Origin of the sequence: Terrabacter aerolatus, from assembly GCF_007991735.1 — a bacterium.
GTDB classification, from domain to species: Bacteria; Actinomycetota; Actinomycetes; order Actinomycetales; family Dermatophilaceae; genus Terrabacter; species Terrabacter aerolatus.
The window spans coordinates 100,407-113,196 of sequence record NZ_BJYX01000012.1; the positions used below are offsets into that span (position 1 = coordinate 100,407).

Annotated in this window: 11 protein-coding genes, 2 tRNA genes and 1 pseudogene; 5 read left to right on the forward strand and 9 right to left on the reverse strand. The window is 70.4% G+C overall.

Annotation, left to right across the window (positions count from 1 at the left end; all coding sequences use genetic code 11):
- Window positions 1-40: 40 nt before the first annotated feature.
- Window positions 41-292 carry a cell division protein CrgA gene (locus TAE01_RS12410; protein WP_147066875.1) on the forward strand — a complete coding sequence of 84 codons (252 nt, stop codon included), beginning with the start codon at window positions 41-43 and terminating at the stop codon, window positions 290-292.
- Between the two features lie 336 nt (window positions 293-628).
- Here TAE01_RS12410 and TAE01_RS20535 read toward each other — a convergent pair whose 3' ends face one another.
- The 3 genes from TAE01_RS20535 to TAE01_RS12425 all read right to left on the reverse strand — a co-directional run bounded on the left by TAE01_RS20535 (window position 629) and on the right by TAE01_RS12425 (window position 2,769).
- Entirely contained in the window at window positions 629-1,213 is a 585-nt protein-coding gene (locus tag TAE01_RS20535; RefSeq protein ID WP_186815180.1) for a DEAD/DEAH box helicase family protein, read from the reverse strand.
- Between the two features lie 6 nt (window positions 1,214-1,219).
- On the reverse strand, window positions 1,220-2,170 hold the full coding sequence (locus TAE01_RS12420) for a rhomboid family intramembrane serine protease (protein WP_186815181.1): 951 nt from the start codon (window positions 2,168-2,170) through the stop codon (window positions 1,220-1,222).
- Window positions 2,171-2,250: 80 nt separating this feature from the next.
- A complete protein-coding gene (locus tag TAE01_RS12425) occupies window positions 2,251-2,769 on the reverse strand; it encodes a peptidylprolyl isomerase (RefSeq protein WP_147066877.1) in 519 nt (172 codons plus the stop codon).
- Window positions 2,770-2,952: 183 nt separating this feature from the next.
- Between TAE01_RS12425 and TAE01_RS12430 the strand changes: the two genes are divergently transcribed.
- From TAE01_RS12430 to TAE01_RS12440, 3 genes are all read left to right on the forward strand, one after another.
- The gene (locus tag TAE01_RS12430; protein ID WP_222594121.1) at window positions 2,953-3,588 is read left to right on the forward strand and encodes an antitoxin; all 636 of its coding nucleotides are present in this window, start codon (window positions 2,953-2,955) and stop codon (window positions 3,586-3,588) included.
- Window positions 3,589-3,714: 126 nt separating this feature from the next.
- Window positions 3,715-4,761 carry a hypothetical protein gene (locus tag TAE01_RS12435; RefSeq protein WP_147066881.1) on the forward strand — a complete coding sequence of 349 codons (1,047 nt, stop codon included), beginning with the start codon at window positions 3,715-3,717 and terminating at the stop codon, window positions 4,759-4,761.
- Window positions 4,762-5,061: 300 nt separating this feature from the next.
- Entirely contained in the window at window positions 5,062-5,268 is a 207-nt protein-coding gene (locus tag TAE01_RS12440; RefSeq protein WP_147066883.1) for a hypothetical protein, read from the forward strand.
- A gap of 75 nt (window positions 5,269-5,343) precedes the next feature.
- Here the strand turns inward: TAE01_RS12440 and TAE01_RS20540 are convergent, their stop codons facing one another.
- Together TAE01_RS20540 and ectB are read right to left on the reverse strand one after the other, a co-directional pair.
- A complete protein-coding gene (locus TAE01_RS20540) occupies window positions 5,344-5,484 on the reverse strand; it encodes a hypothetical protein (RefSeq protein ID WP_186815182.1) in 141 nt (46 codons plus the stop codon).
- A complete protein-coding gene (gene ectB / locus TAE01_RS12445) occupies window positions 5,477-6,829 on the reverse strand; it encodes a diaminobutyrate--2-oxoglutarate transaminase (RefSeq protein WP_147066885.1) in 1,353 nt (450 codons plus the stop codon). The genes TAE01_RS20540 and ectB overlap by 8 nt, the downstream gene beginning before the upstream one ends.
- 448 nt (window positions 6,830-7,277) lie before the next feature.
- On the opposite strand from ectB, the pseudogene TAE01_RS12450 reads away from it, so the two are divergent.
- Window positions 7,278-11,099 (forward strand): annotated as a pseudogene (locus TAE01_RS12450) (Pls/PosA family non-ribosomal peptide synthetase); the annotation flags it as partial.
- A gap of 53 nt (window positions 11,100-11,152) precedes the next feature.
- On the opposite strand, the gene TAE01_RS20895 reads toward TAE01_RS12450, so the two are convergent.
- The 4 genes from TAE01_RS20895 to TAE01_RS12470 form a co-directional block, all read right to left on the reverse strand.
- The gene (locus TAE01_RS20895; RefSeq protein WP_246111308.1) at window positions 11,153-12,046 is read right to left on the reverse strand and encodes an SGNH/GDSL hydrolase family protein; all 894 of its coding nucleotides are present in this window, start codon (window positions 12,044-12,046) and stop codon (window positions 11,153-11,155) included.
- A gap of 207 nt (window positions 12,047-12,253) precedes the next feature.
- A tRNA-Ala gene (locus TAE01_RS12460) sits at window positions 12,254-12,329 on the reverse strand.
- A gap of 15 nt (window positions 12,330-12,344) precedes the next feature.
- The gene (locus tag TAE01_RS12465; protein WP_147066891.1) at window positions 12,345-12,530 is read right to left on the reverse strand and encodes a DLW-39 family protein; all 186 of its coding nucleotides are present in this window, start codon (window positions 12,528-12,530) and stop codon (window positions 12,345-12,347) included.
- Between the two features lie 29 nt (window positions 12,531-12,559).
- Window positions 12,560-12,636: transfer RNA gene (locus TAE01_RS12470), tRNA-Ile, on the reverse strand.
- Between the last annotated feature and the right edge of the window lie 154 nt (window positions 12,637-12,790).

Here is a 12,790-nt window from a genome sequence, read left to right on the forward strand (position 1 = left end):
ATTGGTTACCCTTGCCTCAACTCAGAGCAAGGAGAACGCAGTGCCCGAGTCCAAAGGCCGCGACCACAAGGCGGCGGCATACACCCCGCCCCGCACGAGCAAGGCCGCCGAGCCCAACCCCACCTGGTGGGCGCCCGTCTTCATCACGCTGCTCGTCCTCGGGCTGCTGTGGATCGTCGTCTACTACGTGTCCGAGTACAAGTACCCCATCGGCTCCATCGGGGTCTGGAACCTCGGCGTCGGGTTCGTCCTGCTCATGGGCGGGTTCATCATGACGATGCGGTGGCGCTGACCGTACCGAACCCCGCACGCACCTGCACCGGAGGGCCGCTCCCGTCGACACGACGGAGCGGCCCTTTTGCACACACCCCACCCTGCGCCGGCCGTCCACAGCTGTGGACGGCCGGCCGCGTCTTTCCCGGTCCACAGCTGTGGATGACGGCCGTGCACAACCTCCAGCGCGCTCCGGCGAAGTTATCCACATCGTTGTCCCCAGCTGGGGATGAATGACATCTGTGTAACTACGTCCACAGGCTTGTCCACAGCCGGTGGACAACTCCGAGCCCTGGATGTGGAGAAGCAGGGGCGAGCCCCACCCACCCCCGCATCCACGGCTCTCGGCCGGCCGTCAGCGCCGGGGGAGGCCGAGCTCGGTGACGACCCGCTCCGCCGTCGCACGCGCGTCCCCGTGGTCGTTGTCGAGCCGCAGGTGCCGGTGCGGCGGCAGCAGCTGCTCGCCGTCGCGGACGGGGTCGGTGTTGAACCTCGCGCGCGACTCGAGGTCGAGCACGTGCGAGCGGGCCCACTCGACGTCACGCTTGCTGCGCTTGTGGTCCATCCGGTCGGCGCCGCCCTCCCGGGCCAGGCGCACGTCCTGCGGCGCGTAGAGCTCGACGACGTCGATCGGGACGTCGGCCGCCTCGACCGGGGCGACGAGCTCACGCAGGTGGGCGAGGTCGCCAGGGTGGTCGAGGTCGATCGCGAAGGTGAAGACGAGTCCGGGCAGGTCGGCGACGACGGACTCGGCGATGACCTCGCGCCGGATCATCGTGTTGATCCGGCGGAACGACGGGGTGCCGAAGTCGTAGACGCCGAGCAGCGGCTCGATCGACATGTGGTTGTGGAAGAGCCGGAAGCCCGTGAGGTCACAGACCGCCCGACCGACCGTCATCTTGCCGACGGCCGGTGGCCCGGTGACGCAGAGGAGGTGCACCGGCCCTCAGCCGAAGATGCTCAGATCGCGGATGTCCTGGGGCACGGTGAGGTACTTCGCCACCGTCACGACGACGAGCAGCGCGAGCACGGCGCCGAGCGCCGCCCACACGAGGTGGCGCACGCCCTGCCGCCGGAAGACGACGATCGCGCCGGCGCAGATGACGCCGGTGACGAGGCCGCCGAGGTGGGCCTGCCACGAGATCCCCGGGTAGAGGAACCCGAAGGCGGCGTTGATGGCGATCGTCGCGTACATCGCCGTCGACGAGCGGCCGAGGTGCCGGTTGAGCACGAGGAGGGCGCCGAAGAGTCCGAAGATCGCACCGGAGGCCCCGACGACCGCACCGAACCAGGCGCCACCGTCGCCGGCGCGCAGCGACTCGATGCTCGGGGCGCCGGCGAGGAGCGTCACGGCGACCTGGCCGCCGATGCCGCTGATGAGGTAGAGGGCGGCGAAGCGGGCGCGACCCAGCATGGGCTCGAGGTACTGGCCGAGCGACCAGAGCGCGAACATGTTGAGCAGGATGTGGAAGAACGTCGTCGGCGAGTGCAGGAAGGCCGCGGTGACGAAGCGCCACGGCTCGGTCCACCCGAGGTAGGGCGCGAACGCGAAGTTCTCCGTGACGCTCGAGCTGGCGCGCTGCGCGAGGTAGACGACGGCACAGATCGCGATGATCGTGTACGTGACGACCGGCATGCCGTCGGTCGCGCGTCCCCCGAAGACCGTGCGCGTGCCGGCCGTGGTGCGGGCGGCCTCGCGGACGCAGTCGACGCACTGGATGCCGACCGCGGCGGGCCGCTGGCACTCGGGGCAGGCCGGACGTCCGCAGCGCTGGCAGCGGACGTAGGCCTCCCGGTCGGGGTGGCGCGGGCACACGGACGGACCGGCAGCGGGCTGCGGGACCCCCGGCTCGAGCGGGGGCTGGCCGGGCTGGCCGCTGGGTGGGTTGTCAGACAACGGGGTTCCCCCTGCCGGTCACGTCCGTGGGCGATGAAGCGGTGAAGCGGTGGTGCGGTGGAGCTCGGTGCGCGGGCGCGTCAGCTCTCGACGGTGACCGAGTTGATGACGACGTCCTCGAGGGGCTTGTCGTTGGCGCCGGTCGCGACCGCGCCGATCTTGTCGACGACGTCGCGCGAGGCCTGGTCGGCGACCTCGCCGAAGATCGTGTGCTTGCCCTGCAGCCACGTGGTCGGGGCCGTCGTGATGAAGAACTGCGAGCCGTTCGTGCCCTTGCCCATGCGCTTGCCGGCGTTGGCCATGGCGAGGATGTAGGGCTTGGTGAAGTCCTTGTCGGGGCTGATCTCGTCGTCGAACGCGTAGCCGGGCCCACCGAAGCCCTGACCGATCGGGCAGCCGCCCTGGATCATGAAGTTCGGGATGATGCGGTGGAAGATCAGGCCGTCGTAGAACGGGGTCGGGTTGGTGCGCCCGGCGTCGTCCTTGTACTCCTTCTCGCCCTTGGCGAGGCCGACGAAGTTCTCCACCGTCTTCGGTGCCTGGTGCTCGAAGAGGTCGATGACGATGTCACCGTGGTTCGTGTGCAGGGTTGCCTTCATGGGCCCAATCCTCGCACGACCGTGCACGTATGCCGCGCGGCCGGGTATGCACCCGCCGAAGCGGAACGCTGGGGGTGGACCCACCGTTGGCCTAGGAGAAGGATCATCCCCACAGCAGTGGGGAACGCGACCCGATGAGTAGCCGGCACGGAGCCGGTTCAGGACGGAGTGCCGATGTCGTTCATGGACAAGCTGAAGAAGAAGGCCGAGGAGCTCGACCTCGACGCCAAGGCCAGGCAGCTGCAGGAGGCGGCCACCCAGGCCGCGAAGCAGGCCCGCGAGAAGGCTGGTGACTTCGCCGTCGAGAACCGCGACAAGATCGACGGCTACGTCGAGACCGCGAGCGCGAAGATCGACGAGAAGACCGAGGGCAAGTACTCCGACAAGGTCGCCAAGGTGCGCGAGCAGGTCGACCGCGGCGTCGACAAGGTCGCCGAGGGCCACACCTCGGGCCCGACGACCGCGACCGGCGCTGCCGCCGCGGCCGGCGCCACCGACGTCACGGGAGGACAGCCGTTCCCCGTCGACCCCGACGCGCCGACGCCGGTGACCGCGAGCCCCCTCGAGGCGCCGTCGCCCATCGAACGGCCGACGCCCGTGCACGAGAGCGGCTACGACGCGGCGGCCGGTGACGTACCCGTCCCGGTGCAGGAGGCCCTGAGCGACACGACGCTCGAGGACACCGTCCTCGGGCTCGACCACCCGCCGACGGCCGCGGGCGCCCACCACGACGGGCCCACCCCCGAGGACGCCGACGCCGCACCCCGCGTCCCCGAGCACCCTCGTGACACGCACGGGGCACCCGAGGGCACGAGCTGAACGAACGACCCGACCCGGCATACGCGATCGACACCGGCCCCGACGTCGGGAACCCCGACCGGAGTCCGTGCGGCGCGTGGCCGAAGTTGGCAGGATGGGTAAGGACCAGAGGACCTAGGAGGACGTATGTTCCGAACCAAGCAGTCCCGCACGGAGGCTGCCGTAGACCAGGCCCGTTCCGCGGCGGCCGACCTCGGCTCCGCAGCAGGTGACCGACTCGGGTCGCTGCGCGACAGCGCCGCCGACACCGCGAGCGACGCGGCCGCGAGCGCCAAGGACCGCGCGTACGCCGCGAAGGAGGCCGCGACCCCGGTCCTCCAGGACGCGGCCGAGACCGCGCGCGAGCGGCTCTACGACGCTGCGGCCACGGCCAAGGACGTCGCCGGTGACGCGTTGCACGAGGCCGCCGACCGCGCCAAGCCGAAGGTGGAGCACGCGCAGTCGACGCTCGTCGACAACGTGCTGCCCAAGGTGGGCGCGGCCATCGCGACCGCCGCCGCGGCCCTCGCCGCCGGCGCCGAGCAGGCTCGTGAGGCGGCCCAGCCGCACCTCGAGCAGGCAGCCGCCCAGGCCAAGGAGAGCGCCGCCGTCGGTGGGCACCGGGCCCAGGACGCCTACTCCGTGCTCAAGGGCGACGCCGTGGCCAAGAAGCGCGGCGGCAAGGGCAAGTGGCTCATCGCCGTCGGTCTGACCGCCGCCGCGGTCGCCGCGGTCGCCGCCTTCCGCAAGCAGAAGCAGGCCGACGACCCGTGGGCCACGCCGCTCGACTCGCGCAACGGCACGCTGGGCTCCGACGCGTCGACGCTCAAGGACAAGGCAGCCGAGCAGGTCGGCCACGCCAAGGACGCCGTCGCCGACGCAGCGAGCAAGGCCAAGGAGAAGGGCTCCGAGCTCGCCGACACGGCCAAGGACAAGGCGGGTGACCTCGCCGCCAAGGGCCAGGCCGCCATCGCCGACGCCAAGGACCGCTCGGGCGAGGCCGCCGAGGCCGTCGGTGACACCGCGAGCGCCGCGGCGGGAGAGGTCACGGCCGTCGACCCGGCCCCCGACTCCGACGCCATTACCTCCGACGCGGTCGAGGGCGGCACCATCAACGGCGCCTCGACGAAGTCCTCCCCGCGCGGCTCGGCCAAGGCCAAGCTCGCCGAGGAGAACGGCGACAGCGCGAGCTAGCCCGAGTCTCGCAGAGCACAGACAGAAGGACCCGGATGCCGTGGGCATCCGGGTCCTTCTCTGCATGAGCTGGCTCGCACCGACAGGGGGACAGCGCGAGCCAGCACATGCAGAAGGGCTGGGCGCGGTTCGTGCGTGCCCAACCCTTCGCTTCCACCAGTCTAGACCCTGTCCGACTGGTTGCGCGAGGGGCTCGATGAACTTTCCATCACATCAAGCGCGTCAGTGGTGTTCCTTCCACGCACGACACCCGTGGGACGCGCGTCCGGGAGGGACGTAGGTCGGGGTGCTCCATCGAGCATGGCACCTGCGGCCGCGTTGCGCCAGAGGAAGATCCTGTCGATCCACGGCCGCCAGGGCCTCCCGAAGTCGCCGGCCCGCAGAGGCCCCTCGAGGTCGGTCCCCGTTGCTACCTTCTGCGCCTCCACCGAGTCCGGTGCCACCCTCGTGCGCCTGCGTGAGGGAGAGGACCGTCACCTGAAGATCCACCTGCCGGCCGCGGGCTGAGCCGTCGCCGGGGGGCCCGGTACTCACCCAAGGAATTCACTCGACGAATTCACGCGACGAATTCACTCGACGAATTCACTCGACGAATTCACGCGAGGAATTCACCGAAGAATTCGTCCATATGGCCGTGATGGTCGTGATGGTCGTGATTTCGGCCTTTTCACCGCACGCCTCCTCTGTCGACCGAATGGTCATATGAGCGGCGATGTCACCCATGGGCCGCAGACCTTTCGGTCGACGCCCGGGGGAAGTCCCCCGCCAGGTACGACGAGGTGACGACCGCGTCGAAGAGGATGGCCAGCCCCTGGGCCAGGACCTCGTCGGGGGTGGTCAGCGGGGCGAGCACCTTGAGCACCTGGTCGTCCGATCCGGAGGACTCGATGATCAGCCCGTCGGCCACACAGCGTCGCCTCACCTCGGTGGCCACCGTCCCGCTCACGACGTCGAGGCCCTGCATCATGCCGCGCCCCTTGAGGCGTGCGCCGGGCACGAACTCCGCCATCCGCGCCAGCTCCCGGCTCACGGTCCGGGCCCGTGCAGCGACGGCGGTGCTGAGCACGTCGTCCGCCCAGGACTTCTCGAGAGCCGCGCGCGCCGTCACGAAGGCATGGTTGTTGCCACGGAAGGTGCCGTTGTGCTCGCCCGGCTCCCAGACGTCGAGGTCGGGCCGGATGAGCACCACCGACAGGGGCAACCCCATCCCCGACAACGACTTGGACAAGGTGACGAGGTCCGGCACGATCTGCGCCGGTTCGAAGCTGAAGAAGGTGCCGGTGCGACCACACCCTGCCTGGATGTCGTCGACGATCAGGAGGGAGCCGTGGCGCCTGGCGATGGCCGCGACCCGTCGCAACCACCGGGGCGAGGCCACGTCGAGGCCGCCTTCGCCCTGGACGGTCTCGAGCAGGATGGCGGCCGGCGGGTCGATGCCGCTGCAGGGGTCGTCGAGCAGCTGCGCGAGCAGCTCTGCCGTGTCGACGCCCTCGCCGAAGCAGCCGTCGTAGGGCATCCGCGTCACGTCGGGCAGGGAGGTCGTGGCCGCCATGCGGTGGTGGCCGTTGGCGGTCGCCGCCAACGCACCGAGCGACACCCCGTGGAAGCCGTGCGTGAACGCGATGACGTTGCGACGGCCGGTGACCTTCCGGGCGAGCTTGAGCGCGGCCTCGACGGCGTTCGTGCCGGTGGGACCGGTGAACTGCACCCGGTGCTCCAGACCGCACGGGGCCAGGACGAGGGCCTCGAAGGACTCGAGGAAGTCCCGCTTGGCCGTGGTGTGCAGGTCCAGGCTGTGCGTGATGCCGTCCCTGCTGATGTAGGCCAGCAGCGCCCGCTTGAGATCGGGGTCGTTGTGGCCGTAGTTCAGCGATCCGGCACCGGCGAGGAAGTCGATGTACTCGCGGCCCCGGCTGTCCCTGACGACGCTGCCGAGGGCCGTGGTCAGGACGGCGTCGAGCGAGCGGCAGTAGCTGCGGACCCGGGACTCCTGCGTGTCGAAGACGTCACCGAGATGGCACTCCTGGGCCGGGCCGCCCGCCTGCGCCGTCGTCTCTGCTGTGGACATGTCCGCTCCCGTCACGGACCCGTGCGGGCGGCTCCGATGCCCCCTGATCGAACCCGATCCAAACCGCTCCACGGGAGGTGGTGGAGGTGAAGGTCCTGCACTCGGCGCGGCATCGGGCGGACGTCGAGACGGCCAGCAGAATGCGGGAATCGGGCCACGACTTCCGACCCGGAAGACCCCTACTTCCTCTAAAACGCTAACCCCGTCCGAAGATTGCGTCAGCGCAATGTGAGATCACAGCACGTTCACACGGAAAGTGCTGCATTCGCAGGACGACTGGATGACCGCCGCGCATAGTGAAAAGGACGGCCGACGGCCCGACGGGGTTTATGTCGGTGAATATCGACGTCTTTCATCGTGAAGGGGGCGCGGCCCCGTGACGTTTCACCGCTCACCCAGCACCCCGCCCGACAACCGGCCCGTCACACCGGGGGCGGCCCCCGATGCCATGCTGCGCCCCGGGCCGGTGCTCGCGGCGCGGGACCAGCGCGTGCGCTGGCGCCCGGGGGAGCGGCTCGAGCACGTCTTCGAGCAGCGGTGCGACGTGCTGCGCCGTGACGATCCGGGCCACCTCGCCGTCGACAACGGGTCGGTGCGCCTCACCTACCCCGAGCTCGACCAGCGTGCCAACCGCCTGGCCCGGCACCTGCGGGCCAGGGGACTCTCGGCCGGCGACCGCGTCGGTCTCGTGCTCGATGACCCGGTGTGGTCCTACGCGGCCATCCTCGCGGTCCTCAAGCTGGGCGCGGCCTACGTGCCCATGGACCCGGCCTTCCCGGCCGACCGCATCGGCTACATCGTCCAGGACGCCGGCGTCGGCGCGGTGCTGTCGTTGCAGCACCTCGTCGAGCCGCTCGCGGAGGTCACCGTCCCCGTCCTGCGGCTCGACGGGGACGACGGCGCGGTCGACCGGCAGGACGGTTCCCGTCTGCCCGAGCCCGACCCCGGTGACGACCTCGCCTACGTCATCTACACCTCCGGCTCGACCGGCCGGCCCAAGGGCGTGGCCGTCGAGCACGCCAGCATCTGCAACTTCGTGCGGGTGGCCGGTGAGGTCTACGGCTACCGTCCCGACGACCGCGTCTACCAGGGCATGACCACGGCCTTCGACTTCTCCGTCGAGGAGATGTGGGTGCCCTGGGCGGCCGGGGCGACCCTCGTCCCCAAGCCACCCCGGACGAGCCTGCTCGGCCGGGAGCTCGCCGACTACCTCGAACGCCACCGGGTCAGCGCCCTGTGCTGCGTCCCGACGCTGCTGGCGACGCTCGACCCGGAGCTGGCCGACCTCCGCTTCCTGCTCGTCTCGGGCGAGGCCTGCCAGAAGGACCTCGTCAGCCGCTGGCACCGGCCGGGCCTGCGCTTCCTCAACGTCTACGGCCCCACCGAGGCCACGGTCACCGCGAGCTGGGACGTCGTGCACCCCGACAAGCCCGTCACGCTGGGCGTCCCGCTGCCGACGTATGCCGCCGTGATCCTCGACCCGGACGAGCCGCGCACCGTGCCGGTCGGAGAGCTCGGCGAGATCGGCATCGCCGGCGTCGGCCTCGCGCGCGAGTACGTCAACCGCCCGGAGCAGACCGCGGCCGCCTTCATCCCGGACTTCGTCGGCATCGAGCACAACCCCGGTGGCCGGATCTACCGCACCGGCGACCTCGGCCGGTTCACCCCGGACGGGCTCATCGAGTACGCCGGACGCATCGACACCCAGGTCAAGATCCGGGGCTACCGCATCGAGCTGACCGAGATCGAGTCCGTCGTGCTCGAGGTGCCCGGAGTCGCGCAGGCCGTCGTCGACGTGCACGAGCCGGTCGGGGGCACCACCCAGGAGCTCGTCGCCTACTACACGCTGCGGCCCGGGGTCGGTGACGTCACCGACCGCGTCGTGCACGAGCGTCTGAGACGACACCTCCCGGCATACATGGTCCCGGCGTACTACGAGCACCTCGACGCCATCCCGATGCTGCCGAGCGACAAGGCCGACCGCAAACGCCTTCCCGCGCCGACCCACCGGCTCGGGCCGGCGTCGACGGCACCCCACGCCGAACCCGCCACCGACACCGAGCGGGCGCTGGCCCGCGCCCTCGAGTCGGTGCTCGGCGTGCCGCAGGTGTCGGCCACCGCACACTTCTTCGACGACCTCGGGGCCAACTCGCTCCTGCTCGCGCAGCTGTCCGCTTGGGTGCGCAGGGACACCGACCTGCCACCGCTGGCCATGCAGGAGATGTACACGCACCCCACGGTTCGGGAGCTGGCGGCGGCCGTGAGCCGGCACCGTTCGATCACCGACACCGAGACCTGGGCGCCACGCCCGCCCGCGACATCCGGCCAGGGGGTCAGACGCGGCGAGGCCAACGGAGCCCAGGTCGCCCTCTGCGGCCTGCTGCAGGTGCTGATCTTCCTCGGCTACTCCTACCTCATGCTTGCCGTCACGCTCGTCGGCTACCGGTGGGCCACCGCCGTCACCGCACCCTTGCTCGTCTGGGGGCGCTCGATCGCCTTCGGGGTGGGGACGTTCGTGCTCCTCAGCACCGTCCCCGTCCTGCTCAAGTGGGTGCTCGTCGGTCGGTGGACACAGACCGAGTTCCCCGTCTGGGGGCTCGCCTACCTGCGCTTCTGGTTCGTCCACGCGCTCGTCAACACCAACCCGCTTCGGCTCTTCGTCGGTACGCCGATCTACGTCGTGTACCTCCGGGCGCTCGGCGCGCGGATCGGCCCGGGGGTGTCGATCTTCTCCACCTCGGTGCCCGTGTGCACCGACCTGCTGACCATCGGCGCGGGCACCGCCATCCGCAAGGACACGCGGTACGCGTGCTACCGCGCCTACGACGGGCGCATCCAGACCGGGCCGGTCACCCTCGGCTCCGACGTCCTCGTGGGGGAGACGTCGGTGCTCGACATCGGGACCTCGATGGGGGACGGGGCGCAGCTCGGCCACGCGTCCTCCCTCCAGACGGGACAGGAGGTGCCGCCCGGGAGCCGGTGGCACGGCTCACCGGCGCGACCGACCGAGGCCGACTACCGCACGGTGCCCGAGGCCGACTGCGGCCGGCGCCGCCGCGTCACCTACAGCATCCTCGTGCTCCTGGGCCGCCTCGTGCTCGTCGGGCCGGCGGGGATCACGCTCCTCGCCCTGGCACTGCCGACGTACCTCGGCAGCGGGCACCTCGACCACGGCAACCCGCTCTTCTACCGCGACGTCGTCGTGGTGTCCCTCGTGCTCTACCTCGGCGGGTTGCTCGCCGGCCTGGCGACGGTGCTGGTCCTGCCGAGGGTGCTCCACCGCTTCCTCGCGGTCGGGCGCACCTACCCGCTCTACGGCTTCCCCTACGGGGTGCACCGCACCATCACGCGACTGACCAACCTCAAGGTGTTCTTCACCCTCACGGGCGACAGCTCGCTGATCGTGCACTACCTCCGGCTGCTCGGCTACCGCCAGCCCGGCCTCGTCCAGACGGGCTCCAACTTCGGCGTCGCGCTCAAGCACGACACGCCCTTCGCCGTCACGGTCGGCTCCGGGACGATGGTGTCCGACGGGCTGTCGATCGTCGACGCCGACTACTCGAGCACGTCGTTCCGCATCTCCCCGGTCACGATCGGGGGCAACAACTTCTTCGGCAACGGCGTCGCCTACCCGGCCGGCGGCCGCACGGGGGAGAACGTCCTCTTCGGCACCAAGACCATGGTCCCGGTCGACGGGCCCGTCCGCGAGAACGTCGGGCTCCTCGGCTCCCCGCCCTTCGAGATCCCCCGGTCGGTCGAGCGCGACGCCGTCTTCGACGACCAGCGCGACCCGGTCGTCTTCCGAGATCGCCTGCACCACAAGAACGTCCACAACGGGGTCACCATCGCGCTGTTCATGACGAGTCGCTGGTTCCTCGTCCTGTGCGGTCTGGTCTTCGCGTCGTATGCCGCCCCTGCCCTCAGCAGCGGAAGCGCGGCCGTGCTCCTCGCCGCGCTGCTCGGCTTCGCCCTGCTGCGCCTGCTGCTCATGCTGCTGTGGGAGTGGACGGCACTGGGCTTCCGCCGCCTCGTCCCGCGCTTCTGCTCCATCTACGACCGGCAGTTCTGGCGGCACGAGCGCTACTGGAAGTTCCTCGGGGCACCGCCGCCCGCGCTCAACGGCACCCCCTTCCGGCCGCTGCTGTGGCGGGTCCAAGGCGTGCGCATGGGCCGACGGGTCTTCGACGACGGGCTCGCCGTGCCGGAGAAGACCATCGTGACGATCGGCGACGGGTGCACGTTCAACCCGGGCAGCATCATCCAGTGCCACTCGATGGAGGACGGCGCCTTCAAGCTCGAGGGCGTGCGGGTGGGCGGCCGGGCTCAGTGGCCGAGCTGCAGCAGGGTCTGCGCGGCCATGGCGGCCTCACCCATGGCGTTCGGGTGCACGGGGAAGGCGTTGATCGGCCCCACCGCCGGCTCGATCCACCGCTGCCCGACCGGCGCACAGGCGTCGTGCCCGAGGGAGCTGGCCGACATGTCGATGAACCGCGCGCCCGTCTTGCTCGCCGCGCGGCGGACGGCATCGTTGAGCACGTCCTCCTCGTGGGCCAGCCACGGGACGTCCCCCATGGCGATCGGCATGGAGGGGTAGCAGGACAGCACACCGGTGGAGGGCAGGATCCGTGGGTAGCCGACGATGACGACCGTCGCGGCCGGGGCCTTCTTGCGCACCGCGGTCAGCGCCGCGACGAGGTGGGGGTAGGTCTGGTTCGTGATCTGGTCGGTGAACGTCGTGCCGTACCTCTGCTGGCACGGGTTGCCCGTGACGTCGGACGCCGAGACGGTGGCGCAGCCGAAGAACGAGTTGACGAAGACTCCCTCGTCGTTGCCGCCGATGGTCATGGTGACGAGGCGAGTGTCCTTGGTGACCGCGTCGAGCTGCGGGGCGACGCCCGGTGCCTGCGAGGAGAAGAAGTCCGACGTCCTGGCGCCGCTGCACGTGACGTCGGTGAACGACGACGGCTTCGTCATCGCGGCGATGTCGTGGGCGAAGTTCAGCGCGGACCGGCTGCACGTCGGCGGGGCGGTCGCGACGAACGGCGCGACGCCTGCCGCGGAGGAGTAGCTGTCGCCCAGGGCCACGTAGGGCGAGGTCTTGATCGCGTGCGGGTTCGCGGTCGGTGGGGTCACCTTCGCCGTCGCCGAGCCGGCGACGCCGACCCCCATGGCTGCTGCGAAGAGGGTTGCTGCGAGAACGCTGGCAGTACGACGCATCATGAACTCCGGTGTTCGTGGACGGCCTCGTGCTGGCCGCACGCCCCGGGCCAGCGGGCGCCCTCGGCGCCCCTGGGTCAACGTAGCAGCGCCTTCTGGGGAACAGCCGCGCCAGCCGCCGCGTCACGCGGGGACCCGTGTCGACCTACCGCGCTGCCGCGGCAGCACAGAAGCCCTTCCCGGCGACGGGGAAGGGCTTCTGACGTGTGGTGGAGCCAAGGGGACTCGAACCCCTAACCCCCTGCTTGCAAAGCAGGTGCGCTACCAATTGCGCCATGGCCCCGGGTGGGGAGCGGCCTCACGCCGAGGTGGAGGCCTCGTCGTTCGCCGTGGGAGCAGCCGGTGCGACAGGCGCCACGGGGGCGTGCACGTCGTCGGTGGCCTGGGTCCACAGATCCTGCTCGGCCTGCTGCTGCTTCGCCTTCTTGCGCAGGAGCACCATGCCGGCGACGGCGCCACCGATGAGGGCGAGACGCTTCAGCATGCGGTGGTTCCTCTCCGTGGTGGCGGTGATGGTGGGCCTAGGAGGACTTGAACCTCCGACCTCTTCCTTATCAGGGAAGCGCTCTAACCGTCTGAGCTATAGGCCCATCGTCACCTTCGCGCGGCCGATCCACCCCGTCAGAGATGACGACCGGACGCGAGGGGAAACGTTACCCGATGCACCTCGCCTCATACAAAACGGCCCCCACCCGTGAGGGCGGGGGCCGTCTGCGTATGCCGTGTGGTCGGCTGGGCCGGACC